This window comes from Myroides marinus, assembly GCF_900109075.1.
Lineage (GTDB): Bacteria > Bacteroidota > Bacteroidia > Flavobacteriales > Flavobacteriaceae > Flavobacterium > Flavobacterium marinum_A.
The window spans coordinates 53,033-77,458 of record NZ_FNYS01000015.1 but is presented as its reverse complement, the minus strand read 5'-3'; the positions used below and the strand labels follow the sequence as shown (position 1 = coordinate 77,458).

Here is a 24,426-nt window from a genome sequence, read left to right as displayed (position 1 = left end):
TATTTATAAATTAGCACAAAAACACATAAACTTCTTTGCTTTGTTTTGATAAGCTGCAGATTTGCTAGCATAGTTCACCTCTATCACTTCTGCAATTAATTGAACATCCACTTTGTACTTCTTTGCCAAGAGCATTAGTATATCCATAGCAAAAGCTTCTGTGGCTACCTTAGAATCATTAGAAAGCCATAACATCGACACATCTACTAATTGGCGTTCTTGTTTAGCGGTTAGTGTGAGTTTCTTACTTTTAGCCACTAGCCAACATATACGGCTTAGCAGTCGCTTACTAGATTCATTTGTAGCCTCACCTACTCTATCTAAATAGTTTTGCAAATAAGGTTTTATTCTAGTAATGTCCTTGTCTAAAACATCTTGTAGCAAGATACAGGCATTGACATAAATAGGATCTTTTACCTCAAAGCTGTATTTCATCAAAAACTTTAATACCTCGTCTTCTGTTCCTATTAAGTTTAGGGTATTCAGTCTACTTTTAACGTGGACGTCAGTAGCTAATACATATTGATAAAGTTCTTTTGAGGTCATTTTATTTGCTTTAGATTGAAATACGAATGTATAAAAAAAGCCCATGCAATAGCATGGGCTCTTATATTTTTACTTCTATATAGTATTAAACTAATACAGGAAGAATATGCTCCCAGTTTAACTGTTTTGCATAATCAACTGGTGTTTTACCTTCATTATTAGGTTCATTCTTATTAGCTCCTTTAGCTAATAATACCTCAACGCTAGTTAAGTTTCCACCTATAACCTCTTTGTGTAAGAATGTATATCCAGCTTCATCCTTATTCGTTAATTCATCTGGATTCTCATCTAAGAACTTCTCTAAGCTCTCTTTCATACTCTTACTCATAGGGTGTTCTATGATGTTCTCTGGGTGCTCATCTTGTTCAAATACATAATTAACGTGGTTAAAATCTCCAAAGTCAAGTCCCCAAGCAGCATCGTGCTCTGCTCTTTCTTCTTCTGTCATTACAGAACGCATAGCCTGTACTGTATATCCACCATATGTTTTACCTTGACTGATGAACATCCAGTCACTGATTTGGTCTAAAGTAACACCGATTTGTTCTCCTTCTTCGATATTTGTAAGAACATTTGGTTGGTTTAATAACTCACCGTAGATAACATCTCCATCGAAGTCCACATCACCTATCCACATATGCTCTACTACAGGCTCATCCTCTCCTTCTACTTCTTGTGTAAAAGCAACTTTCACACTTGCCATATCTAATCCTGGTACTATTCTTCTATATTCCCAAGTTAACTCTCTCCAAAAGTATTTGAATGAATCTTGAGCTTTCTTATATGCCTCAACTAAAATAGGATCATCTCCTTTTGCGTAAAAAATCGGGTTCTCTTTTTCCATAATAAGTGTTTTTTATATAGACAGGCTTTTGTGCCTATCTTATTTTATAAAGTAATCTAGTATTACTACGTATGCAAAAATACTTATCTCTGTGATTTATTCAAGTCTCTGAACTGAATAAACACAAGTATTAACACATATTTAATCCTCTGTATTTTACTTCGAAATATACTTAGGATCTATATAATCGGTAAGCCACACCCCATTAGCAGATTGATAGAACGCTATACCATCGGCATACATCTTACCAGCTAAAATTGTAAGTACAACTACCCTACCATGACGAGAACCAACATTAATAGCTGTCTCTTTATCTTGGCTTAAGTGTACATGTTGTCTACTCATTTTCTTAACTCCTTCTGCTTCTATACTATTTAAGAAACGATCAGCAGTTCCATGGTATAAGAACATCGGTGGCTCTACCGCTGTAAACTCTAAATCTACAGCTATAGAATGGCCTTGATTAGCTCTAATCTTAGTTTGATCCTCATTAAACGAATACCTCTTTTTATTGTTCGTCTCTACGATTTCATCTAACTCTTTACGAGTAAAAGATACCCTATGCTTAGCGCATTTACTAATTAGTTCTTCTACATTAGCCCAACCATTATCATCTAATGTAATCCCTATTTTACTTGGCTCGTGTCTAAGTACTAAACTTAAAAACTTACCTATATGTTTCTTTCTTGTTTCTTCCATTTTTAATTTAAATCTTCAATCTCCATCCCTAACTCACCTAATCGATGTTTAAGATTAGTAACGATATAATTATCCTCACTGCTTTCCTTATACTTCTGATATACTTCTTTATACACAGGTAGTAATTGCTCATCTAATACAGTACTTAACGCTTGTAGTGTATTTAAGACTACACGTTCATTACTATCTCTAAGGCCATTGATAAACGAAGATACATATTGTTGCTTATTGTTAAGTTGACCTAAAGTATAGATTGCTTGCCCTCTATTCTCAGCATTATCAGAAGCAAGTCCTACAGTTAATAACGGTCCAAAATCACTTGTAGCACTTACTAATACATAACTGTAAAAACGATATGTTTCTGCATCCATTACTTCTTTATTTTTAGCTTTTAATAAGGGTAACCAATACGCCTTATCCTTACCATACCAATGAATCATCTGTAATACGTGAAGTAAATCAGTATTCGCTTGTTCCTCTAAGAAAGGAATAGCTTTATCAAAAGCATTTTTAGATAAAATAGTAAGTAAACTTTTCTTTACTAATTCTGTAGCCTTAGGTATCTCTTGAATAATTTCCTCAATAAGTTGGCTTGTAAGCTCTTTTTTCTTTAGTAAACCTTCTAAGAAAGTTAATTGTTGAGCCTCTTGAGAAGTATGTTTATATGACTCCCATAAAGACTCACTACTACCTCCGATTGAATAGCCAAACCAGCCTGCATTATCAGACACTAAATCTCCTGATATAATCTCGTCTAACCAGCGCTCATACCAATCTAAAAAACTATCTTCATGAGCAAAGATAGGTTGATAATCCTCATTTAGATAAACGATACGTCCTTTGTATTCTCCTGTAAGTATTAGACAGGTCGTGATTGCACAGCCCTGAGTACCTATAGGAAGTAATCCTCCGAATAGATTACCCATTCGCTCATAATAGACCTCATCAGATATCCCCTCTTCTCTAGTACTCTCCGATAATGCTATCCATTGCTCTTCTGTCATATCTGATCTTAGTAAACAAGGGTAAGACGTAAAACGCTCTACATCCTCTACACCTAGATCATCTAACCCTTCGCCTACAGGATAAATACCATAATAAGGCCCTGCTGCACTATTTGCATAAGCTTCCTCACTAGTATTAGCATTTCCTATTTGGGTTAAGAAAGCCACGTAAGCCTCAGGTAAGTTAATATTATATGTTTGTTCGAAGTCTTTTATTTCTTGCTCACTAACTATTTTTCCTATTGTATATTCATGCGAATCTGCACCAAATACATTATAGTCCTTGTCATACTCTTTGATAGTAGCTAGCTTGTCTTTTATTCTATTGATTTGTGTATTCATAACTTTCTTTTGTACTTCTACAAAGAAACTACTTTTAAACAATAATGTTACTCCCTATAAAAAGGCATATTCTACAGAACTACATTTCTTTTAGCTCTTTTTTATAAATACTAAAATTCTCAAAATCATAACAAACAAACACAACTTCTTTAATCCCATTATTTGTTTGTAAAAAGGACTCTACAGTTCGAATTGCTACTTTAGCCGCTAACTCTTTGGGATAGCCATATATACCTGTACTGATATTAGGAAATGCAATAGTCTCACAATTGTGTTTTACAGCTAATAACAAACTGTTGTTATAACAGCTCTCAAGTAATTGCTCTTCATTCTTACTTCCTCCATTCCACACAGGCCCCACAGTATGTATCACATACTTAACAGGTAATCTCCCAGCAGTAGTAATTACAGCTTCCCCAGTAGCACAACTACCTTGTTTGGCTCTTATCATTCTACACTCTGCTAAGATATCTTCTCCTCCTGCTCTGTGAATAGCTCCATCTACACCACCGCCTCCTAACAAAGAACTATTCGCTGCATTTACTATCACATCTACTGTGATCTGTGTGATATCACCTTGTATGATTTTCATTCTCTCTTCCATAATCACTTATTTTTATAAAATCTTTAGAAAAAATCTCTAAATCACTACCATCAAAATCTGGTATGAAGTACTGGAATATAGGGTAATAAGCATTGTGCATCCCACTGTGTTCCTTTACCTTCTTTTTATTTTTCATAATAAAACCATCGTAAAAGCGATTCTTATCCTCTCCCAATACTTGTATCACAGCGATATCTAGATAAGGATGCTTTCTACTGAAGCGTTCTATCATATTATCATACTCATAGATTTCATCTACTCCATTAATCCCATTGATCATTGTATCAATATCCCTATAGACAATTAAAAACTGTTTTTGATGACAGACTACATTAACAATATTGCTTAAAGGAAATAATTTACTTACCTCTTGGTTAAAAGCATTCTCATTACAATCTACTAATGGCACTATGATATAAGACATTTCCATATACAACTTGGTTTTAAAGTTATCTTTATCCAAGTTACTATATATAATACACTATATTGTAACCAAATTCTTAAGTAATTATAACTAAAACATTAATATTACAACACTAAGATAATAATTTAAACTTTTTAACCCTAATTATATAGATTTTTACATATAAGCAAAACTATTCAAACATATTACCAATATCCTATAATCGCTTCTTTATCTAAAAAGATAGAAACACTATCTAGTTCTTTATTAATAATCACCAGACAATCATATTGCTTTAGATTATAATTATTTTCATTAATTGTCACTGTATTATCTCCTAGAGCAAAAACAAATACATGTCCTGATTGTGTGTTTACAGTATCTAAGCTCAACCGTACAGTCTCATTCTTTATAGAGTGATTTAGCATTAGGTTAAAGTCTTTACCAAATGAATAAGAAGTTATGTCATCTGAAGATTCAAATGAGAAAAGGACCTGATTATCATAGCATTCTTCTTTTCCATTTTTATATAAACGAATATCCCCTTCTAACATAGCTAAATACCTCTTATACCCCGTAAATTGGGTAAAATCTGATGGTATAGCCTCTATGGTAGCGCTGCTAATTCTAAACAGAAAATCTCTATCTGCATACTTAGCTTTACTCGGGTATATAATATATTCATTTGTCTTACCACCAGCCCACTGACTAGTAAGTACTTCTTCTTTTCTTATTAATCTAATATCCATAAATATCTTACTATCTATTGTGGAAGAAAGCGAACATCTTTTTCATGCTTCTTATCTATTACTAATATCAGACAAGGGTGTATCGTATAGCTTCTATCCTCTTGCTCCTGTTTGATCGAATATATCAACTCTAGATTATCCCCTTGAGTGTTTAACTTCTCTATCTTAAAAGATGTTTCTTTCTCAGTCGGTTGTCCTATTAGAGCTAAGACAAATGACTTCTTAAAATCAATAATTGTTGGTTCTCCATCTTTACCCATCGTTCTAGCTACTCCGAAAAACTTATCGAAGTGATCCTGAGAAGTAATGCGAAGGCTCTCTACCTTCTCATTCTTCACTGTATTTAAGACAAAGAAACCTTTAGCTTCTATATAAGGCACATCTTCACTAATAGTATTATCCGCTAACTCTATATTTTCTTTTACCTCTGTTTTAGTACTATTGCCTGTATTACAACTGCCCAACATAATCATTAGAGCAGCTAACATCCATATATTTTTTTTCATTCTGTTCTTTTATATAAATAACTATTACACAATACTTTTATTGCTAATACACTAAACTTTAACAACCTAAAATCAACTTATTTCTCTTTTTAATCAAATAACAATCTCGCATAAATACAAATTACAAATAGAAAATAGCTTAATAAAACAAACCTTTTATGACATATATCGTCATTATTCAAAGATATTACTATATTTATCATTAACTAACAACCTACATTATTATAACCTATGAGAAGAAAGACCTTTTTTGCAGGAGCTATTTTAGCAACTGCTTTTACATTTGTTGCGCTTACAGCGTGTAACAGCGATGACAATAATCAAAACATCGACAACAGTAAAGAATACGTATCCGAAAAGGACTATACGTTAGACAAACTTGATGAGGCTAGCTCTATCAAGATCATGACTTATAATATGCCTTATCTAAATGGCAAAAATCAGAGTGCTACTGCACTGATTATGTATCCTAAAACACCTAAACCTAAAGATGGGTATCGAATCGTAATATGGGCTCATGGTACTGTAGGTGTAGGTGATGCCTGCGCTCCTAGTAACAACGTATTAGGAGATAACTTTAAAGTAACAGCTAAAGCACTACTAGCTCAAGGTTATGTAATCATAGCTCCTGACTATGAAGGATTAGGTACTCCTGGTATACATCCGTATCTACACCTTAAGAGTGAATCACTATCTGCTATACATGCGATTAAAGCTGTAAAAGAGAAATATGCAAAAGACTTTAATGGTGATTGGATGTCTGCTGGACAGTCTCAAGGTGGGCAAGCATCATTAGGTATTGCAGAATATGCTAATACAGATAACACGTATAAAGGAGCAGTAGCTGGCGCACCTGCCTCTAGTCTAGGTAAGATTATCCTAGAAGTAGCGCCTAAAGCTTTGGCTGGTATCGAAGCCCAAGAGAATGCTAGTCCTGTTCCAATTCCTTTAGAGAAGAGAAGCTCTGTTACTTCTTATGCTACTTTATTAGCTTACGCAGCATTAGCAGGTGTGGGAATTAAAGCAGAGAAGCCTTCTTATGATTACACCTCTATCTTTGAAGACAGAGCGAAGGGATTTGCTAAACTAGCAGAGGGAAGCACTGGGGACAACGGAGACTGCCTAGATGGAGTACGCCAAGCATTCATGGCTGATATTATCAAGTTTATGAACGAAGATTCAAAAAACAAGGTAATGCAGTACCCTGGTCTAAATGCAGAGAAGTTTAAGAATGACCCTGTAATCGCTCAATTCTTAAAAGATAGTCAACCAGGTACTAAGAAGATAGACAAGCCTATCTTAGTAATCCAAGGTAAAGCGGATACGAATGTACCTGCTGTAGTAACAGAGGCAATGGTAAAAGGACTTAAAGATCTAGGCTCTCCTACTGTAGATATCATCTTAGTAGATGGTGCTGGACATACTCAAGCTATCGTATGGAAAAATGACGAACTAGTGAAGTTTATCAATAAATATATGCCTGCTCAATAATAGGCAATACAAAAGAGGTCATTAGCTAATTACTAATGACCTCTTTTTTTATATACTTATTAATTTCTAAATCTCGTGTTGTAATACGAAAGCTTTATTATAAGTCTCCTTACGCTGTTTTCTAGGATAGAACACTAATCCAATCTTACCATCTGTAATAGGATTAATACCTGATAATACTAAATCGTTATTATCAATAGACAATACCTCTTTAGTCAATAGGTTTTGGTATCCTTTCTTATTCTTGTTATAGAATAATTCGACTAATTCATCATTTTTAATCACTAACCATCCGTTTCCAAACTCTGTAGTAAACTGTACTGCATTAGTATCATCACTTACTCGTTGTGGATGCCAAGTACCGAAGAACTCATCACCAATATTAAATAGATCTCCATACATTCCTTCTCCATCTGCGTCTATCTCTACAATACCTATCTCTCCATTTTCTTCACATAATAAGTAAGACTTCTCTTCAAAAGATAAAGTCAATGCCTCGTGTACAAATGGGAAGTCAAACTCTAATAATCTTCTTCTTACCTCTTCTCCATTCTCATCTATTTGACGGTGAAGCCATCCATCTTCTACTTCTGTAATAATGTGTATCTCACCATTTTTTACACAAATCTTATTGGCTTTCGGGAAAGGTATTTCTACTTTCTTTTCACTTACTAATACACCATCTTTAAACTCTATCACGTTCATGACATCTGCCGCTTGTTCGCTCCAGATATCTACGTTATAGAATATACTATGATTAGTTGTACATCCTACAAAACGTCCATCAAATGACTTACTTCCTTTAAAACCTTTTGCACTTTTATCAAACACAGCATAAGAAGTCATCTCTTCTTCTTCTCCATTTACTAATGAGACAAAGTTCTCTTTAGTAGGGCTTAAAAATAAAGTAGGCAATACTCCTCTAGTCTCTTTCTCTTCTTTTGTATTTCCTTCTTTATCAATGATAGTGTACACTAATTCATACGAATTAGTATCCCCTTCATTCGAATAAATATAATTTGCGACTAACAATCCCTCTTTACTCCAGCAGCTTCCTTTTACACTTAATGCATTAGGTACTTCTATTGTAGATATTAATCCAAAAGATGTTTTTTCGTTCATAAGATTTTATACGTTTAATTCTTTGCAAAGGTAGCAAAAAAGAAAGCGGATAAATTATTATCCGCTTTCTTTATTTTATACTAAACATAGCTCCTTCTTTTGAGAAGCTATTCTATCTAATTATACCAGTACATCGCCAATCTCTGCTGCCATCTTCTTAAACATAGCACTGGCAAAAGGGCATAATGGTAATACCTTTAAACCTTTTTCTCTTACATAAGGTATTACTCCTTCAAGCAAGATAGCCTTACCTACACCTTTACCTCCAAATGCAGGATCTACATCTGTATGATCTATGATAATCTTATCTGCACCTGCTACTGAGTAGGTCATCTCTCCAGCGCGTTGTCCATCTATATAGGCTACGAACGAGCCTTTAGTTTCTTGAGCTTGATGTTTTATTTCCATAACTTTATTTTTATAGTTTATTGCTGTTATATTGCTAGTTCCGTATTGATTGTCACTTTACCTGTTAAGACTTTGTGTACAGGACATTTATCTGCTATAATATACAACCTCTTAGCCATATCTGCATCTAATGAAGCGCCTTCGAAATGTACTTTTCTATTAAAAGTAGTTTTAGTACCTGAAGCATCTCTAGTCATATCCACTTCTACCACTATCTTCTCCGCTGTCCATTGCTTTCTATCCATATACATTCTTAGAGTAGCTGCAGTACAACTAGCTAGTGAAGTAGCTAATATCTCGAATGGGTTAAATCCCTTATTTTGTCCTCCTAGATCAGTAGGTTCATCTGTGATTAACACATTATCACCTGCTGTTACTTCTGTATAATATAATTGAGTTCCTAAAACGGCTTTTACACTTACCTCCATATCTTATTTAGTTTTGTTTTTAAATGATTTCATTCCATCCGGGAATGGTACATAACTATCACTGTCTCCTTCTATTAATGGGAATACATCATAGTTCTGATCGATCCAGTCTTGCTTAGCTTTCTCTAGTTTAGCTGGGTCATGAGACACGAAATTCCACAGGATATAACGCTCTTCTGGAAGTGGATTCCCTCCGAAAATATACACTGTTGTATTAGGCATAATCTCAAATTCACATAGCGTACTATCGTTAGAGATTAAGATATTCTTAGATTCATACTCATGCTCTCCGCTCTTCACACTTCCTTCTAAGATATACATTGCTGCCTCTCCGAATAAGCCACTACCGATATTAATCTTCTTTTGTTCTTCTGATTTTATCTCTATATAATACAGTGGACTATACACTGGTACTGGTGACTTTCTACCTAATGCTTCACCAGCTATTAGCTTATAAGACACACCGTCTTCCTCCCAGCTAGGTAAATCTTTTGCCTCTATGTGTACGAATGATGGTTCTATCTCTTCTAACTCTTTTGGTAGTGCTATCCAGATCTGTAGCCCGTGTAAGATAGCCTCTGGATTAGTCTGACGTATATCCTCAGGCATACGCTCAGAGTGCACTACTCCCCTACCTGCTGTCATCCAGTTTACTGCTCCAGGTGTGATGCGCTCTAGACTACCTATGCTATCTCGGTGCATAATTGCTCCCTCGAATAGATAAGTCAGGGTAGATAAGCCTATATGAGGGTGTGGGTCCACATCTAAGTTATCGTGTTCTGCTACTGATATAGGTCCCATATGGTCTATGAAAGTAAAAGGCCCTACTGTACGTTTCTGTCTGAATGGCAACAATCTACCTACTAGAAAATTACCTATACTCGCAGCACGTTCCTCTATTACTAAATCTACGTTTGACATAATATATTTCTTATTGATTAATACTTATTTGTTCTAGTGTAAAAGTATAGAAGATAATACCATCTCGAGTTAACATAGATTAAGAACTCTACTAATACATAAGATATCACTCTAAATATACAAAAACCTAATAATAACCAATGTTAAGAAAACTGTTAAGCCTATATTATACAACAGACTAACCAAGAAGAGCTAGTTGTAAAAAAAATAACACTACAGTATGATTTTAAAAAAAAACATAGTGAATTATCTTGTAAGATTGGGTGAATGCAGAATCAAGATTAATCATTATACTAAGCATATATCTCCACCTAAAGGCATAAAAAAAGCATAAGTATGGAAGAACTTATGCTTTTATAAACAAAACCTAAATAATAAAAATTTATTACTTGTTTGATGCTAATAAAATCTGTTAACATCTCTCTCAAAAAAAAATAACTATGAATATAATACTACGCTTATTCTAAATACAAATGCCGTGCCAAAACATATAATCTAATAAATTTTCTCTTAATAAATTATAGTATAACAACATCTACCCTTAATAAAATAAGTAGTTTATATGTAATATTATATATTAGTCCCATTGATTCTTAGAAGATACAGCTAGGTTACCTCCACCTGTAAAGAATAATCCTACAGCTACTAAAGCATAAATACCTAATAACTCTACCTTCCATCCTCCATTGTCATTTAAACTAAAAATGTCTGCACTCTGTACTAATAACATAGCTGTAAGACAGTTAATCGCAAATACTAAACTAGCTAATCTAGTTCTATATCCGATTAATAGTAATAAAGGTGCTATTACCTCTCCTACATATACTCCATACCCGAAGAATGCAGGAAGTCCTTTATCCACTAATACACTCTGTATAAAAGAAATACCGTTAAACAACTTGCCGATTCCGTATAACAACATTGGAGCCCCAATACTAATACGCGTAATTAATAAACCGATGTCTTGATTCTTGTTCATATTTGATTTGTTTTTAAAGATTTACTTTAGCGAATACACCATAGTTCTCTAGATGTTTCCACGAATTATTAAACTGTTCTAAATTAACTGCTACCCCAAAGCTGTACTGTTCATACTTCACTCCCAATCTGATGTGTTGAAAACCTCGAGTGTATTCCTCTGTATTGACATTTCCTACTGCTGATACTCTAAACAATCCCTTTACTTTATCTGTTATTTGAGGACTGTACTCAAACAAAAGTGATTGTTCTAAAGTAAAACCGGCTTGATAGGTAGTCCCTACAGAATATGAGAATAATATATCCTTACCTGTAACTTGATATTGTAAAAGCATACTAGCGAACTTTCCAGGATTCTTAATCCCTACTGAAGTATTTAAGCTAAAATGTTTAGAGAATTGATAAGCTAGCGTGTTGCGCATAAATAAGATATTGTGCTTATCATTATCATACTCTGTATCAAATAAGATAAGATTCTGAAGTTTGACCTTATCGCTGATTTGATAATTAAAAGTATGTGTATAAAAGTAAGAACGGTTACCTACCATTCCCTCTGGTGTATATGAAAACTTCTGTGCCAAAACTGTTTGACCAAAAAGCATTAAAATCATTGTATAAAAAAAAGCTAATCTCATTTGTCTCTATCCTTATTTTGTATGAGACAAATGTATTAGCTAGCCTTAACCTGGTTCTTAAGATAACTTAAGAAATACTTTACAGGTGTTTTTTCTTTAAATAACTTAGAAATTCTGGAGTCACTCCTAAGTATGATGCCACAATATACTGGGGTACTCGTTGCTCTATATCTCTGTAATCCTTAATAAACTTTTGATAACGAATATATACTTCAGCACTTAAGTTCTCTATCATTCTCTCCTGTAGAGCAACATAAGCATTCTGTATCTTAATTCTAAAGAAAGTAGATACTTCAGGTACTTCTCTGTACAACTTCTCTAGATTAGACTGACTGATCTGTAAGATTACAGCAGATTCTATAGCCTGTATATACATCTGCGAATCTTTTTGAGTTAAAAAACTATACAAATCATTGATCCACCAATTCTCTATTCCTATCTGAAGTGTATGTTCCTGACTATTCTCATCAAGGTAATAACTCCTAGCACTACCTTCTGCTATAAATCGCATATGTCTAGAAGGCTGCCCAGGCGTTAATAAAAATTCCTTTCGCTTTAACTTCACTATTTCTACTACCTCTAATATTTTATCTATATCAGATGTGGTTAACTCTATAGTTTCTCTTAAGTGTTCAATAAAAGTTTTAAAATATTGTTCTGCCATATTTATTATCTTTAAAGTCTCTTTAGACCTTCCTTCTTCGTTTGTTTATTCCTATTCTTCTCTCGCTCTAGATTACATATTACTTCATACTGAATAAGTCCATAGTGAGTCCATGATGAGTCCATAGTGAGTCCATTATTTTAAATAAAACAATGGACTCACTATGGATATATAACTCAGTCAATTTAGACTTACCCCTAACTTCATTACTCTAAGTATCAATAATTAGTCCAATCATTAGCATTACAACTAAAAATAGACTCTATCTCTTAGAAAGCACAAAGAAAAGCTTTTCACTATGAATCGACAAACAACACAACTTAAGAGGGACTTATCTAAGATGACACCTTTTTGAGGAGTTAAATATAACCTCATCTTCTAATATTGATGAAACAATTCAAACATTTAAACCAAATACTATCACAATACAAATAATAAGGTTTTTAAATCCAAAACTCTTTCCTACTTTTAATCTGTACCAAATATATATCGTGTTTATGAATTCAATTAGATGAATGCAATAATAACACAATTAACTACTTTTTTATTACTATAAAAGGGACTTTCAACACCTAGTGAAAGTCCCTTTTTAATTTGTATTTTACGATATGTATTTTTGCTTTCTTCTTAAGAAGCTGCTACTACTTTTAATCCAATAATAGAACCAATCAATGTAGCGATAAAGAACATTCTCCAGAATGTAGCAGGATCTTTAAAAACAAATATTCCTACTAATACTGTACCTACTGCTCCTATTCCTGTCCATACAGCGTATGCTGTTCCTAATGGTAATGATTGAGTTGCTTTAACTAAGGCAGCCATACTACAAACTAATGCTATCAAAAATGCAGCATACCATCCGATAGCTTCTCCTCCAGAGGCTTCTTTTGCTTTACCTAAACAGAATGTAAATGCAACTTCGAATAACCCTCCTATAATTAATATAATCCAGTTCATCTTTGCTTTTAAATTTTAAGGGTGCAAAGGTGATTAATAAAATCATTTTATTTTTTATCAAATGAAAACAAAAATCTCATTTCTTTTTTGTAAAGACACTTTGTATTATTAAACTTATCTATCAATAACACATGAATTAGCAAAAGCTAGTATACACTTATTAAGACTAGCATACAATTTATCCGATAAAGCCAAATAAGTACTCTCTTGTTCTTTAGTCTCAAAAGAAACAACATCATTCCACGATCCCATACCACCAAATACATATGACCTATCTGCTGCCTCCATCAAAGCTAATGCTTCAGGAGTATAACCCCCATCTACTATCATATCTTTTAGGTAAGTAGACACAGAGGGCTTAGCATTATCTAATACTGTCTTAGCTCCTGCAAATATACTTTGCCATCCACTTTCTTTTATTTCACTACAAAACGATACTAACTCTGATAAAATCAATTTTAACTCTTCTGCCTGAGTATCTACAGTATATACTTCTGTCAATAGTTCTGTAATAGGTGCTTTCTTATAAGTCACAGTCCATATTCTATCAGAGCCTAATTTACGCTGATGTTCATCTACTTGCCACTTACTATACCAGAACTCTGACTTACCATCTAATACTGTCTCTACCATCCAGATACCTGCTCCCCCTACAAAACCTGCGGACATACGCTCTGGCATATTCAGATTAGGAACTGATTTATAATGCAACTTGACTTGCTGAACACCTCTATATTTTAAAGATAAGAACCAATCTATAGGAGCTTGGGTTGTATATTGAGTTTCATTGCCCTCCACTGGTATGTGAAACAACACCTTATTACAATACATAGATATCTTTTCTCCTTGATTAGATATCTCAGGTAACTGATCATTAAGATATGCGTTAGAATAGCTCACTATACTAACCATCTGAAGTATGGATACATTCATAATTGTAAATTATTGGTCTAATTTAGATAAAAACTCATTTATAAGCCAAGAAATAACAAGAATAATCTTCTCTATATGTTGTAATTTTCATAAAAACAGTGTGTTAAAGATCATTTCTATTTTCGCTAAAAACAGTACCTTTCCGGAATAGTTTAGCACTTAGTAAAACACAGTATGCCTAGTCCAGTAAAAATACCTTATCAAAGCTTTATAAAGATTGATAGAAACTCTTCTACAGCAATTTATATGCAAATAGCTAATCAATTTAGCAATGCAATACAACGCAACTTCATACCTGAAGGAACCAAATTGCCAGGTACGCGTACTATCGCTAGTCTACTAGAAGTAAATAGAAATACTGTAGTGGCTGCCTTCGAAGAGATAGCTACACAAGGATGGATAGAGATGCAGGCAAACAAGGGATGCTTTGTGCTTAATAAAAAGTCATTTAATCATAAAAGAACTAATGCTTCTAATTACAAAGCTTTAGAGCAATATCCTACTAAACCTGGATATACATTTCACTCTAGTAACTTATTAGACTCTCCTCTTGAAATCAGCAATTGTGATCACGTTTTTACAGATGGCACTACAGATAGTAGAATTATCCAGATAGATCAGTTATCATCATTTTACAGCGCGAACCTAAAGAGAAAGAGCAATAGAAAGAAACTACTTAGCAATACTCATCAAGACAATACTTCCTTTAGAAAGAATATGGCTAACTACCTCAACCTATCTAGAGGACTACACGTAAGTAGTAAAAATGTCTTGATAACTAGAAGCACAGAGATGAGCATCTACATCGCCTGTAGAGTCCTACTGAGTCCTAAAGATAAAGTTATTGTGGCGAACCTTAGTTACTACTCTAGTAATATGGCATTTCAGGAAGCTGGAGCTCAGATATTAACTGTATCTATAGACGAGGATGGTATAGATGTAAATGAAGTAGAACAACTGTGCAAAACACAACAAATAAGAATGCTCTACCTCACTCCTCATCACCACTATCCTACCACAGTAACACTGAGTGCTCAGCGCAGAGTACAACTACTTAATCTAGCTAATAAATACGGCTTTATCATACTAGAGGATGATTATGACTATGACTTTCATTATGACAAGAGTTCGGTATTACCACTAGCCAGTGTAGATACCGAAGGAATGGTAGTATATATAGGTTCTTTTGGTAAGTCGTTAGCCCCTAGTTTTGAGAATGGTTTTATAGTGGCTCCTGAAAATGTTCTGTTAGAGATGCAAAAATACTTGCGATTACTGGACCCTCGTGGAGATATGGTAATGGAGCAAGTGTTAAACGAACTAATAGAAGAAGGTGAAATATTTAGATATTTAAAGAAAGCCTCTAAGGTCTATAAAGAACGACGTGATACATTCGCTCAATTAATAACGCAATTCTTAGGAGATCAAGTAACCTTTAAACTTCCTGCTGGAGGATTAGCTATATGGATAGAATGGAAGGTTCCTATTAACTTAATGCAGCTACACAAAGAATGTGAAAAGAATAATCTATTCTTACCAAAAACTATTCTTTATCAAGATAGAACACTAACAGGGATGAGACTTGGCTTTGGTCATCTAAGCAGAGAAGAAATGGAAATAAACTTAGAAATACTATATCGCTCAATACTAACGCTATCAACAATAGATAAAACAAAAGGCAGTAACCAATAACCTCTCTCACAAATACAACTATAACATTATTTAGCTATATTTGTTTATCATTTACAATATTTGAATACAAAATATGAAAACATTTAAGACTTGTACTTATATTATTCTATGTACACTAGCTTTAGTTAGCTGTAAAAAAGAAGAAAGCTTTAATCTCCCAGAAATGACGGAGCAAGAAAAGACTCATGCTCAAACTATAGAAGGTGCTTGGACCGAATTCACTCCTTTTAATGAGCTAAAACCAAAGAGTTTTATCTTAGATGCAAATGGAGAAGCTAAGTCTACTAACATGATTAATAATGAGTATAAGAAGTGGTGGGTATCTAATAATAATTTATGCATCTTATCTCAAACAATCGATAGTAAGAATGATACCTTAGTATTTGGGTTAAAGGCACTAAGTCATGATGTTATGGTATTAGAACAAAACAATAGTGAATACACTTACAAGAGAGAGACTATAAAGTAGTCACTTCATAAATATAAAAAAGAGGCGGGATAGATTTAAATCTATCCCGCCTCTTTTTTATGACCTTATATAAGTATAGGTATCTTGTGCAGATAAGCTAACTGAAAGACCTTATCCTCTGAAGAATCACTAGTGATAAATCCTTTGTATTTAGGGGAACTCATCTCTTTATAAATCCTCTTTGCCTGTCCTACTAATCCCTCTCTCTTTAAGTAGTTATTAAAGCCCTGAGTACTCTCTTCTCTAGTTGCAAAACAACACATAAAGTCTATAGGGTAAGCAAAGTTTTTAGCTTGCATATAGTCATTTAGCCTCCATCCATTTTCGACAACATGTGCTATTAGTAACTGTCTATCTGTGAAAAAATTATAAATAGGATTAGCATATAAACTGAGCAACTGCTTTAAGTGTTCTTTAAACTCTTGTTCATTCTTCTGATTGATCTCCCAAGTAAACTTCTTTGGTTGTTCTGGAATAACATCTTGAATATTTGCCATAAACACGGTATCTGTAGCTAAATCCTTACTCCTATACTGTTTTAATCTCCACTCTTTTAGTTCTTCTGACAATACCGTTAGCATACAGTCAATAGTCATACTCTGCTTGACATCACTCTGTATGATATGAAACTTTAGCAAGAGTTCAAAACCATTAGTAGGTACTTTATACTTGAGTACTAAACCCTTCTGAGAAGATATAAAACCTCGTTGGACATAAACCTGTCCAATCTCATTTACCATATTTAAAACCGTTTGCTTTCCTATCATATAGATACACAGCTTAATAGTTTTATTACTCTCTTACTAACTCAATACAGTCTGCAGAGTCGTCTTTTTCTTCGAGATTTAACTTGTATATTAAAGCCTCTAGCTTTCTATAGAAATTAAAATAGGATGCAAACAACAGGGTACAAACTAAAATAAGTACATTAATAGCAATACCTATGTTTAACACAATACTAGCATCTACAAAATAGGCTATTCGATATTGAAACACTCTTAAAAGTACAATCAACAAGAAATTAACCCAAATCAATAATAACCATAATGGTTTATATCTTTTAAGTGAAACCTGAGTATGAACCTTAACGTAATTAACAGCGCTCAAACTCATCTTATTAAACAATCTATAAGGCATAATAAGATTAAACAAAGGTGCTATCCATCCTAATACTGCCCAATATTTATGATCTGTAAGTCTATTGTCTAAAGTCTGCATATTGGAATATGCTCTATATAACCAAACCATAAGAATGGCTACAAAGAAAAGACCTGCTACAATATTTGTAATAGAAACAATAAATATTATCGTTTCAAACCTTACTAAATCTCTATTGATATAATGAATGCCATCTGCTACATTACTATAGATAATTTGCTGAATTATTAAACAATTTAAACTAGCGATAGAAGCTATAATTAACATATTAATAGCTACCGCTAATACATTTCCTCTACTAACATTAGACAACAACATACAACGTCTTGTTTATTACTTATCTCCAAAGTTCTTGGCTCTGAATCTTGATTTCTTTTACTCTATTCTTTTCTTTATCTCCTATCTTATTCTCACACACTACCCAGTACATCAGTTTTCTTTTACTGTTTGGGTTAGTATACACACAGCTTAATAGTGGAGACTCTGGATTATTACCCTTACCATTTTTGTAACTCATCGGTGTAGTACAATATGGCATTAGATCTTCTATAGTAGTATTATATAGATAGTCCTTATCCTTATATGTTACCTTACCTGAAGGATCTTTAGTATACTCACTACTTATCAAAAACTGTAAGGTATAGAATAACTTATCTCCTTGCTTTAGTTTCTCAACAGAATAGCGAGGTTCATCAGCTGTCTTATATGGAATATAATAAAGTGTATCTCCTTCGAAGTCATCATAAATACTATAGTCCATCGCTCCTTCTTTCATCTCTTTAGGTGCGATAGCTAATGTTTTTAATATCTCTCTTACTTGGTTATTATCTACATTTTCTGCTGTTACTAATTCCATTAGTTTACCAACCTTTTGACTAAAGGTCATTTCTTGAGCATTCATAGTACATAGACTAAAGAATGCTACTATAGCGAATATCTTTTTATACATAACTAAATATTTGAATTCTCTAATTTATGACAATTGAAAACGAACACAAAATACTAATAGGTAAATTTATCTATATACGCTTGTCTTTTCTCAGGAGTAATACCTAATCCTGTTGTGATATAGTTATCCATAGTACCATACTTAGACTCTATTCCTTTAAACATAGCTTCTATATAAATTGCCTTAATCCATGAGAAGTTCTCTATCACTTGATAGTTGATCTTAGGAAACAGTACTTTACCTGCCTTGGCTAATTTCATTCTATTCGTTATGTCTTCTACTCTATAATTATTAGACAACATATACTCTGAGATAATAGTCTCTCTATCTACCTTAAGAATACTCAAAACTAAGGCTCCTATCATCCCTGTTCTATCTTTCCCAGCAGAACAGTGAAACAGTACTGCGTCATTAGACTCAAATAATTGGTCTACTATCCCCTTTACTAACTGTGGATTCTCTAGCATATATAGTTTATAGAACTCCATCACTAAACTATCAGACTGCACTGGTGTCACCTTACCTTTTAAGACCTCTTTCTTTGTCTTAGAGAACATATCCTCTGAATCATCGTACACTTGTACATTGGTATATCCTACTCCAGCTGGTATTCTATCTGGTTTTTTAGACAATTCCTTATCTGTACGAAGGTCTATAACAGTCTTAATGTTTAATTCGTTAAACTTGTTATATTCCTTATTCTTAAGCTTAGATAGATGACCACTTCTAAAGAAGTGCCCCCATACTATTTGTTTTCCTTCCTGGTTCTTAATACCTCCCATATCACGGAAGTTGTGAACTTTCTTAAACTCTATATGCCTATTAGATAAATAGGTAGTGTCTTTTGTCTCTACTACTTTGTAGATTTCTCTACTCTGAGTTGGAACGAATAGTTTCTCAGCCTTGACTACCGTCTGGTCATTTAAGACTAATTTATCTTCTGCAGGTAACTGCACTGTATATCCTTTTTTCTCTTCTACTATATTCTTTCCTTTATCTAAATCTGAGAAAGCAACAGGCTGATATGTCTTATAAGAACACCCTGTCAATAATACAGAAGTAAGAATATATAGCAATATATGTGGTTGGCGCATAGTATAAAATCTTTGGTTACTAACAAAAATAGGTATAATTATCTAGAATGTCAGTTTCTCAATTGCCTTTGAGGGCTATATACAAAAAAGCCTCCTAGCTATCATAAAATAGCAGGAGGCTTGGGGAGTAATATAAAATAACTATTATGAATTCATATGTTTACTAACATCGAAGTTTAGTCCTTGTGCGATTCTCATTCCTAATTCCATATTCGCTCTAAACCAGTGGCATAATTGTCTTCCGATGATCTCATCTCGTTTAGGCCCATCCACTCCACTCATCGCAGCTACGATATTAGCTACCGTATTTGTTTTTTCTTCAGGAGTCATGATTTCATATAACTTACCTGGTTGGCTAAAGTGATCATTCTCACCTTCTCCATTTCTATCATATCGATCAGCTACAAGACTATTCAAATCATACGCTGGTTCTTTATAACTTTGATCTACTACAATGTCATCAAAGCTATTTGGGAAATAGTTAGGTGCATCTTCTCCATTGCCATCTACTCTCATATACCCATCTCTTTGGTATGTATTAGTCATAAATGGGCAACGGTTTACAGGTATTTGCTCATAATTAGCTCCTAATCTGTATCGTTGAGCATCTGGGTAAGACAGTAAACGTCCTTGTAACATCTTATCTGGTGAGAACCCAATACCATCTACGATATGCGCTGGAGCAAAAGCTGCTTGTTCTACATCTTGGAAGTAGTTACGTGGGCTTCTGTTTAATTCCATTGTACCTACATCGATAAGAGGGTACTCAGCGTGTGGCCATACTTTAGTCACATCAAACGGATTTACTACAGCTGCTCTAGCTTGCTCTTCAGTCATTACCTGAATCTTAAGATTCCATTTAGGGAAATCTCCACTAGCAATATGCTCATTCAAATCTCTTTGAGCATAATCCATATCCTTAGCTCTCATCTCATCTGCCTCAGGTCCTGTAAGATTCTTAATTCCTTGAGCTGTTTTAAAGTGGAACTTCACATATACTCTTTCATTCTCACTATTAATCATAGAGAATGTATGACTTCCGTATCCGTTCATATGTCTATATCCATAAGGAGTACCTCTATCTGACATCAATATTAATACTTGGTGTAAACTCTCTGGGTTTAATGACCAGAAGTCCCAAACCATAGTAGCTGACTTTAAGTTAGTCATAGGGTGTCTTTTCTGAGTATGGATAAAGTCAGGGAACTTCTTAGCATCTTTAATAAAGAATACTGGAGTATTATTACCTACTAAGTCCCAGTTACCATCCTCTGTATAGAATTTAACTGCAAAACCACGTGGGTCACGCTCAGAATCCGCAGATCCTTTCTCTCCTCCTACAGTAGAGAAACGAACAAATACCTCTGTTTGTTTACCTACTTCACTAAATAGTTTTGCTTTTGTATATTTAGTAATATCATTAGTTACAGTAAAAGTACCATAAGCTCCTGCTCCTTTTGCGTGTACGATACGCTCTGGAATACGCTCTCTATTAAAATGAGCAAGCTTTTCGTGTAAGATATAATCCTCTAATAGTACTGGACCTCTAGCTCCTGCTGTTAGTGAATCTTCATGATCTACATATGGTCTTCCTGATGCTGTTGTTAGTTTTTTATCGTTCATAACTTTATCGTTTATTGTATTTGTTTCATTTTTCTTTTACAAATGTAGCCTTATAACACACTGATAACTAATATTAAGCATACTATAAAACAATACAACTATAAATAAAATTGATTGTTATTAAAAAATCAATAATAAAAACAAATACATATATTAATTACTTCAGTTACTCCTATACAAACTTTAAGCCACTATTCAACCAAAACTCAGTATCTACAATACTTAAACACTTTACAACCTAGCTATGAATGAGTTACTAATAATTAAAATTTTAATAAAATTATATTAATAAATACTGTAACTTTCTCTCCCAGAACCAGTGTTTAACAAGCCCAAAAAGATTAGAAAATTATAGTTTACAATGAATACAACTGAGTTTAACTTTGTTAAGTATGATACTATTCATACACCTCAGATAGAGGTATTACTTAAAGAAGTAGAACAGTTAGATAGTAATCCACAATACTTAAAGTTTGACAAAATCAAAACAAAGTACTGGCCTCATATATATCAAGCATTTCCTAATACACAATTCTTTGTATTTTGTGACAATTCCTTAGCTGCAGTAATTAACTGTGTTCCTTTGCATTTAACTAAAGGTGAGCTTAATAATCTATCTGATGACGGTTGGAGATGGGCATTAGAAAAAGCTTTTACAGACAGAGATAGAGGGAATAATCCTAATGCTATGTGCTGCCTTTCTATCAAAACTAGTAGGGAGTTTAATCAACAAGAGCTATTTCAATTTATTATCAAACATTTAAAAAATAGTGCTAGTATTACTCATTATCCTGTAATCTTATGCCCTGTAAGACCTAAGATGAAACAATACTATCCATTACAAGACATAAACAACTATGCCCAATGGATTAACAATTATGGCTTGCCTTATGATTCCAATATAAGAATGCACGTTAAAAATGGTGCTGTAATAAAAAAAACATGTAATAAATCACTTCAAATAGAAGGAACAGTGAGTCAATGGGAAATGTGGACAGGCTTTACCTTTCAGACAACAGGCGAATATACTTTAAACCGAGCTTTATCTACACTAAAAGTCAATGTAGAATTAAACAAAGCATATTATAATGATCCGCATATATGGATGCTATACAATGTTTAACTCCCTTCTTAATAAATAGTTTTACTTAAAAAACTAGTAATAGCACCTACCTCTATAAATGAAAAAGGTATGGTTTTTCCATCAGTATGAAATCTAAATTAGAAGAATATCAAAGGATATTACAGTTCCTACCCCCTCTTTACTATCTATTGCCAATTTAGAGTTTATAGCATGGAGTCTATCTCCCATATTCTTAAGTCCCAATCCTTTTTTGATTGTTTTTACATCAAAGCCTTTTCCGTTATCATGTATTACAATTGTAAAAGTAGTTTCTGAGACATACACTAATTCTAAAACACAAGCACTTGCTTCTGCATACTTTTGTACATTCTGAAATGCTTCTTGGAGAATTCGATATATATTAACCTTAACACGATGCGAAAGTATCTCTAAATCTAATTTTGTGTCAATAAAACAACTAAAATAAGTATTCTTACTTCTGTTTTGCAACATTACAAGCTCTTCTATTAATTGCTTAAAATCACTAACTAAAAACTTATCCTCATTAAGTAAAGCCTGCGAGCTATGTCTTATAAAGGTCTCCACCTCCTGTACTTCATTTGCTAACATATCTTTAGCAGATTGTAAACCTTCCTCTTCTAATTGTTGTAGTGAAAAACGCGTAACAAAAAGCTTATTCAATACTCCATCGTGAAGCTCTTTTGCGAACTTCTTACGCTCTATTTCTTGTACAGCATTTACTTTATTCTGTATGTGAATAATAGAGTCATAATATTTCTCAGTATCCTTTTGGTACATCTGTACCATATTAATCTCTTTAGCTTTATTTCTAAATACAATAAAGATTAATACCCCTAGTAATACTAATACAACAGTAGTACTTACTGTAACAATAATGAAGTACTGATTTTTTAAAAGTTCAATAGATGTAACAAGGCTATCTGATTCATACTTTAACTTAGCGAAGCTACTTCGTACAGTATTATTAGAGTGATTAATACGCTCATTCACTTCCTTATAGGAATAAAAATTAGCATTAATATTCTCCTTGTCATAAATAAGTAGTAACTCTAATGCCTTTTTCTGTGTTAATAGGTCATTATATTTTCTAGCAGAGACTAAAGCCTTATCTACATACTGCCTTGCTTTAGTAATATCCCCTGTTCTAAAGAAATACTCTGCATATAAGATATAATCTAAATTAAGTGAATACTCATTCCCTAAACGTTTATCTACTTCTAACAACTTAGTAATATATCCTAGTGCTTCTTTATACTTCTCTGTTCTTAATTTGACTCTAACTTTTTTATTTAACAACAAAGGTAAAAACAGCCCTTTATCCTCCTCTTTTAAAAAGTTTACATCTATTAAGGCTGTATTAGTGATAACATCTGCGATATCATATTCATGCTTAGAAATATATGCTCTAGCTAGGTAATTTTTAATAGCTAACTTATTTAAAGCTATCTGATAATCATTATACTGGTCTTTAATTTCTACATTATCTAAAAGGAAATTAGCTTGATTAAAACATTCTATTGCCTTATCATACTCTTCTAATCCCAACTTTACCATACCCATCACATGTATTTGAGCATATGAAGTATAAACACTTATATTTTTATTATTTAGAGTAATTGCATCGTCTAAATATAACTCTGCTTCTTGGAAAATACCTCTATCACAAAGTAGTATTGATAAAGACAAATAAGTTCGCTGAAGATGTTCTTTATTCTTTATGCCTCTATAGTATAATGCAGATTTGTTGTAGTAGTAATAACTACTATCTTGTGCTAAGTTATATTGAAAAAACTCTCCTAAAGCAAAACTAGAACTAGCTACCGAAACACTATCATCTAAAAACAAGGCTTCAGAATAATTCTTAATCAAATTATTCTTTTCTCTCTTCGCTTTTATAAAGCGAAATAAGTCTTCCCCTTCTTCACTATGATTACTAAAAGTTAATAGATACTTCGTTAGACGACTATTTTCACTTCTATAAAGAGAGTCACTAAGAACAAAGCTATTAGATCCAACAGCCATCTTCTCAGTCATTGTAACTAACTGATTTCCTACTTTATTAGTACAACTAACAAAGAAGATTATCATTAAAATATAGAAGA

Annotated in this window: 27 protein-coding genes; 4 read left to right on the top strand and 23 right to left on the bottom strand. The window is 33.3% G+C overall.

Annotated features, from left to right (window positions below; all coding sequences use genetic code 11):
- Positions 1 to 3: 3 nt before the first annotated feature.
- The 8 genes from BMX53_RS13930 to BMX53_RS13895 all read right to left on the bottom strand — a co-directional run bounded on the left by BMX53_RS13930 (position 4) and on the right by BMX53_RS13895 (position 5,697).
- On the bottom strand, positions 4 to 546 hold the full coding sequence (locus tag BMX53_RS13930) for a hypothetical protein (RefSeq protein WP_074747015.1): 543 nt from the start codon (positions 544 to 546) through the stop codon (positions 4 to 6).
- Positions 547 to 631: 85 nt separating this feature from the next.
- The gene (locus BMX53_RS13925) at positions 632 to 1,390 is read right to left on the bottom strand and encodes a DUF2314 domain-containing protein (protein ID WP_074747013.1); all 759 of its coding nucleotides are present in this window, start codon (positions 1,388 to 1,390) and stop codon (positions 632 to 634) included.
- Positions 1,391 to 1,546: 156 nt separating this feature from the next.
- Complete coding sequence (locus tag BMX53_RS13920; protein ID WP_074747011.1) at positions 1,547 to 2,089, bottom strand: RNA 2'-phosphotransferase; 543 nt, start codon at positions 2,087 to 2,089, stop codon at positions 1,547 to 1,549.
- Positions 2,090 to 2,091: 2 nt separating this feature from the next.
- Complete coding sequence (locus tag BMX53_RS13915; protein ID WP_074747029.1) at positions 2,092 to 3,435, bottom strand: SMI1/KNR4 family protein; 1,344 nt, start codon at positions 3,433 to 3,435, stop codon at positions 2,092 to 2,094.
- A gap of 79 nt (positions 3,436 to 3,514) precedes the next feature.
- The gene (locus BMX53_RS13910) at positions 3,515 to 4,039 is read right to left on the bottom strand and encodes an O-acetyl-ADP-ribose deacetylase (protein ID WP_074747009.1); all 525 of its coding nucleotides are present in this window, start codon (positions 4,037 to 4,039) and stop codon (positions 3,515 to 3,517) included.
- Entirely contained in the window at positions 4,008 to 4,469 is a 462-nt protein-coding gene (locus BMX53_RS13905) for a hypothetical protein (RefSeq protein WP_074747027.1), read from the bottom strand. The genes BMX53_RS13910 and BMX53_RS13905 overlap by 32 nt, the downstream gene beginning before the upstream one ends.
- Positions 4,470 to 4,648: 179 nt before the next feature.
- The gene (locus BMX53_RS13900; RefSeq protein ID WP_074747007.1) at positions 4,649 to 5,191 is read right to left on the bottom strand and encodes a HutD family protein; all 543 of its coding nucleotides are present in this window, start codon (positions 5,189 to 5,191) and stop codon (positions 4,649 to 4,651) included.
- Between the two features lie 14 nt (positions 5,192 to 5,205).
- Positions 5,206 to 5,697 (bottom strand): hypothetical protein, encoded by a 492-nt coding sequence (locus tag BMX53_RS13895; protein WP_074747005.1) that lies wholly within the window; start codon positions 5,695 to 5,697, stop codon positions 5,206 to 5,208.
- Positions 5,698 to 5,928: 231 nt separating this feature from the next.
- Here BMX53_RS13895 and BMX53_RS13890 point away from each other — a divergent pair, with 231 nt between their 5' ends.
- On the top strand, positions 5,929 to 7,188 hold the full coding sequence (locus tag BMX53_RS13890) for an alpha/beta hydrolase family protein (protein ID WP_074747003.1): 1,260 nt from the start codon (positions 5,929 to 5,931) through the stop codon (positions 7,186 to 7,188).
- A 66-nt stretch (positions 7,189 to 7,254) separates the two neighbouring features.
- On the opposite strand, the gene BMX53_RS13885 is transcribed toward BMX53_RS13890, so the two are convergent.
- The 9 genes from BMX53_RS13885 to BMX53_RS13845 all read right to left on the bottom strand — a co-directional run bounded on the left by BMX53_RS13885 (position 7,255) and on the right by BMX53_RS13845 (position 14,234).
- Positions 7,255 to 8,310: a hypothetical protein gene (locus BMX53_RS13885; RefSeq protein ID WP_074747001.1), complete on the bottom strand. Its 1,056-nt coding sequence runs from the start codon at positions 8,308 to 8,310 to the stop codon at positions 7,255 to 7,257.
- Positions 8,311 to 8,430: 120 nt separating this feature from the next.
- Positions 8,431 to 8,718, bottom strand: coding sequence for a GNAT family N-acetyltransferase (locus tag BMX53_RS13880; protein WP_074746999.1), 288 nt, complete (start codon positions 8,716 to 8,718; stop codon positions 8,431 to 8,433).
- Between the two features lie 26 nt (positions 8,719 to 8,744).
- Positions 8,745 to 9,146: an OsmC family protein gene (locus tag BMX53_RS13875; protein ID WP_074746998.1), complete on the bottom strand. Its 402-nt coding sequence runs from the start codon at positions 9,144 to 9,146 to the stop codon at positions 8,745 to 8,747.
- Positions 9,147 to 9,149: 3 nt separating this feature from the next.
- Positions 9,150 to 10,067 (bottom strand): pirin family protein, encoded by a 918-nt coding sequence (locus BMX53_RS13870; protein WP_074746996.1) that lies wholly within the window; start codon positions 10,065 to 10,067, stop codon positions 9,150 to 9,152.
- Positions 10,068 to 10,644: 577 nt separating this feature from the next.
- Positions 10,645 to 11,046: a DoxX family protein gene (locus BMX53_RS13865; RefSeq protein ID WP_074746995.1), complete on the bottom strand. Its 402-nt coding sequence runs from the start codon at positions 11,044 to 11,046 to the stop codon at positions 10,645 to 10,647.
- Positions 11,047 to 11,059: 13 nt separating this feature from the next.
- Positions 11,060 to 11,680: a hypothetical protein gene (locus BMX53_RS13860; RefSeq protein ID WP_063175954.1), complete on the bottom strand. Its 621-nt coding sequence runs from the start codon at positions 11,678 to 11,680 to the stop codon at positions 11,060 to 11,062.
- Between the two features lie 79 nt (positions 11,681 to 11,759).
- On the bottom strand, positions 11,760 to 12,350 hold the full coding sequence (locus BMX53_RS13855; RefSeq protein WP_082671520.1) for a Crp/Fnr family transcriptional regulator: 591 nt from the start codon (positions 12,348 to 12,350) through the stop codon (positions 11,760 to 11,762).
- A gap of 621 nt (positions 12,351 to 12,971) precedes the next feature.
- Positions 12,972 to 13,301 (bottom strand): DMT family transporter, encoded by a 330-nt coding sequence (locus BMX53_RS13850; protein ID WP_038984612.1) that lies wholly within the window; start codon positions 13,299 to 13,301, stop codon positions 12,972 to 12,974.
- A 114-nt stretch (positions 13,302 to 13,415) separates the two neighbouring features.
- Positions 13,416 to 14,234, bottom strand: coding sequence for a hypothetical protein (locus BMX53_RS13845; RefSeq protein ID WP_074746993.1), 819 nt, complete (start codon positions 14,232 to 14,234; stop codon positions 13,416 to 13,418).
- Positions 14,235 to 14,408: 174 nt separating this feature from the next.
- On the opposite strand from BMX53_RS13845, the gene BMX53_RS13840 reads away from it, so the two are divergent.
- Positions 14,409 to 15,926 carry an aminotransferase-like domain-containing protein gene (locus tag BMX53_RS13840; protein WP_074746991.1) on the top strand — a complete coding sequence of 506 codons (1,518 nt, stop codon included), beginning with the start codon at positions 14,409 to 14,411 and terminating at the stop codon, positions 15,924 to 15,926.
- Positions 15,927 to 15,999: 73 nt separating this feature from the next.
- A complete protein-coding gene (locus BMX53_RS13835) occupies positions 16,000 to 16,395 on the top strand; it encodes a lipocalin family protein (protein WP_074746989.1) in 396 nt (131 codons plus the stop codon).
- 65 nt (positions 16,396 to 16,460) lie between these two features.
- Here BMX53_RS13835 and BMX53_RS13830 read toward each other — a convergent pair whose 3' ends face one another.
- From BMX53_RS13830 to BMX53_RS13810, 5 genes are all read right to left on the bottom strand, one after another.
- A complete protein-coding gene (locus BMX53_RS13830) occupies positions 16,461 to 17,162 on the bottom strand; it encodes a hypothetical protein (protein WP_074746987.1) in 702 nt (233 codons plus the stop codon).
- Positions 17,163 to 17,187: 25 nt separating this feature from the next.
- Entirely contained in the window at positions 17,188 to 17,871 is a 684-nt protein-coding gene (locus tag BMX53_RS13825; protein ID WP_074746985.1) for a DUF4328 domain-containing protein, read from the bottom strand.
- Positions 17,872 to 17,890: 19 nt separating this feature from the next.
- Positions 17,891 to 18,502 carry a hypothetical protein gene (locus BMX53_RS13820; protein WP_074746983.1) on the bottom strand — a complete coding sequence of 204 codons (612 nt, stop codon included), beginning with the start codon at positions 18,500 to 18,502 and terminating at the stop codon, positions 17,891 to 17,893.
- 53 nt (positions 18,503 to 18,555) lie between these two features.
- Positions 18,556 to 19,596, bottom strand: coding sequence for a tyrosine-protein phosphatase (locus tag BMX53_RS13815; RefSeq protein ID WP_074746981.1), 1,041 nt, complete (start codon positions 19,594 to 19,596; stop codon positions 18,556 to 18,558).
- A 144-nt stretch (positions 19,597 to 19,740) separates the two neighbouring features.
- Positions 19,741 to 21,219 carry a catalase gene (locus tag BMX53_RS13810; protein WP_074746979.1) on the bottom strand — a complete coding sequence of 493 codons (1,479 nt, stop codon included), beginning with the start codon at positions 21,217 to 21,219 and terminating at the stop codon, positions 19,741 to 19,743.
- Positions 21,220 to 21,580: 361 nt separating this feature from the next.
- Between BMX53_RS13810 and BMX53_RS13805 the strand changes: the two genes are divergently transcribed.
- Positions 21,581 to 22,342: a hypothetical protein gene (locus BMX53_RS13805; RefSeq protein WP_074746977.1), complete on the top strand. Its 762-nt coding sequence runs from the start codon at positions 21,581 to 21,583 to the stop codon at positions 22,340 to 22,342.
- A gap of 93 nt (positions 22,343 to 22,435) precedes the next feature.
- Here BMX53_RS13805 and BMX53_RS13800 read toward each other — a convergent pair whose 3' ends face one another.
- Positions 22,436 to 24,358, bottom strand: coding sequence for a tetratricopeptide repeat-containing sensor histidine kinase (locus BMX53_RS13800; RefSeq protein WP_244154515.1), 1,923 nt, complete (start codon positions 24,356 to 24,358; stop codon positions 22,436 to 22,438).
- Positions 24,359 to 24,426: the final 68 nt, after the last annotated feature.

What these genes read in the sequence shown, in the direction of transcription:
- BMX53_RS13930 (WP_074747015.1), bottom strand. Translation starts at nt 546, where the DNA reads ATGACCTCAAAAGAACTTTATCAATATGTATTAGCTACTGACGTCCAC.
- BMX53_RS13925 (WP_074747013.1), bottom strand. Translation starts at nt 1,390, where the DNA reads ATGGAAAAAGAGAACCCGATTTTTTACGCAAAAGGAGATGATCCTATT.
- BMX53_RS13920 (WP_074747011.1), bottom strand. Translation starts at nt 2,089, where the DNA reads ATGGAAGAAACAAGAAAGAAACATATAGGTAAGTTTTTAAGTTTAGTA.
- BMX53_RS13915 (WP_074747029.1), bottom strand. Translation starts at nt 3,435, where the DNA reads ATGAATACACAAATCAATAGAATAAAAGACAAGCTAGCTACTATCAAA.
- BMX53_RS13910 (WP_074747009.1), bottom strand. Translation starts at nt 4,039, where the DNA reads ATGGAAGAGAGAATGAAAATCATACAAGGTGATATCACACAGATCACA.
- BMX53_RS13905 (WP_074747027.1), bottom strand. Translation starts at nt 4,469, where the DNA reads ATGGAAATGTCTTATATCATAGTGCCATTAGTAGATTGTAATGAGAAT.
- BMX53_RS13900 (WP_074747007.1), bottom strand. Translation starts at nt 5,191, where the DNA reads ATGGATATTAGATTAATAAGAAAAGAAGAAGTACTTACTAGTCAGTGG.
- BMX53_RS13895 (WP_074747005.1), bottom strand. Translation starts at nt 5,697, where the DNA reads ATGAAAAAAAATATATGGATGTTAGCTGCTCTAATGATTATGTTGGGC.
- BMX53_RS13890 (WP_074747003.1), top strand. Translation starts at nt 5,929, where the DNA reads ATGAGAAGAAAGACCTTTTTTGCAGGAGCTATTTTAGCAACTGCTTTT.
- BMX53_RS13885 (WP_074747001.1), bottom strand. Translation starts at nt 8,310, where the DNA reads ATGAACGAAAAAACATCTTTTGGATTAATATCTACAATAGAAGTACCT.
- BMX53_RS13880 (WP_074746999.1), bottom strand. Translation starts at nt 8,718, where the DNA reads ATGGAAATAAAACATCAAGCTCAAGAAACTAAAGGCTCGTTCGTAGCC.
- BMX53_RS13875 (WP_074746998.1), bottom strand. Translation starts at nt 9,146, where the DNA reads ATGGAGGTAAGTGTAAAAGCCGTTTTAGGAACTCAATTATATTATACA.
- BMX53_RS13870 (WP_074746996.1), bottom strand. Translation starts at nt 10,067, where the DNA reads ATGTCAAACGTAGATTTAGTAATAGAGGAACGTGCTGCGAGTATAGGT.
- BMX53_RS13865 (WP_074746995.1), bottom strand. Translation starts at nt 11,046, where the DNA reads ATGAACAAGAATCAAGACATCGGTTTATTAATTACGCGTATTAGTATT.
- BMX53_RS13860 (WP_063175954.1), bottom strand. Translation starts at nt 11,680, where the DNA reads ATGAGATTAGCTTTTTTTTATACAATGATTTTAATGCTTTTTGGTCAA.
- BMX53_RS13850 (WP_038984612.1), bottom strand. Translation starts at nt 13,301, where the DNA reads ATGAACTGGATTATATTAATTATAGGAGGGTTATTCGAAGTTGCATTT.
- BMX53_RS13845 (WP_074746993.1), bottom strand. Translation starts at nt 14,234, where the DNA reads ATGAATGTATCCATACTTCAGATGGTTAGTATAGTGAGCTATTCTAAC.
- BMX53_RS13840 (WP_074746991.1), top strand. Translation starts at nt 14,409, where the DNA reads ATGCCTAGTCCAGTAAAAATACCTTATCAAAGCTTTATAAAGATTGAT.
- BMX53_RS13835 (WP_074746989.1), top strand. Translation starts at nt 16,000, where the DNA reads ATGAAAACATTTAAGACTTGTACTTATATTATTCTATGTACACTAGCT.
- BMX53_RS13830 (WP_074746987.1), bottom strand. Translation starts at nt 17,162, where the DNA reads ATGATAGGAAAGCAAACGGTTTTAAATATGGTAAATGAGATTGGACAG.
- BMX53_RS13825 (WP_074746985.1), bottom strand. Translation starts at nt 17,871, where the DNA reads ATGTTGTTGTCTAATGTTAGTAGAGGAAATGTATTAGCGGTAGCTATT.
- BMX53_RS13820 (WP_074746983.1), bottom strand. Translation starts at nt 18,502, where the DNA reads ATGTATAAAAAGATATTCGCTATAGTAGCATTCTTTAGTCTATGTACT.
- BMX53_RS13815 (WP_074746981.1), bottom strand. Translation starts at nt 19,596, where the DNA reads ATGCGCCAACCACATATATTGCTATATATTCTTACTTCTGTATTATTG.
- BMX53_RS13810 (WP_074746979.1), bottom strand. Translation starts at nt 21,219, where the DNA reads ATGAACGATAAAAAACTAACAACAGCATCAGGAAGACCATATGTAGAT.
- BMX53_RS13805 (WP_074746977.1), top strand. Translation starts at nt 21,581, where the DNA reads ATGAATACAACTGAGTTTAACTTTGTTAAGTATGATACTATTCATACA.
- BMX53_RS13800 (WP_244154515.1), bottom strand. Translation starts at nt 24,358, where the DNA reads ATGACTGAGAAGATGGCTGTTGGATCTAATAGCTTTGTTCTTAGTGAC.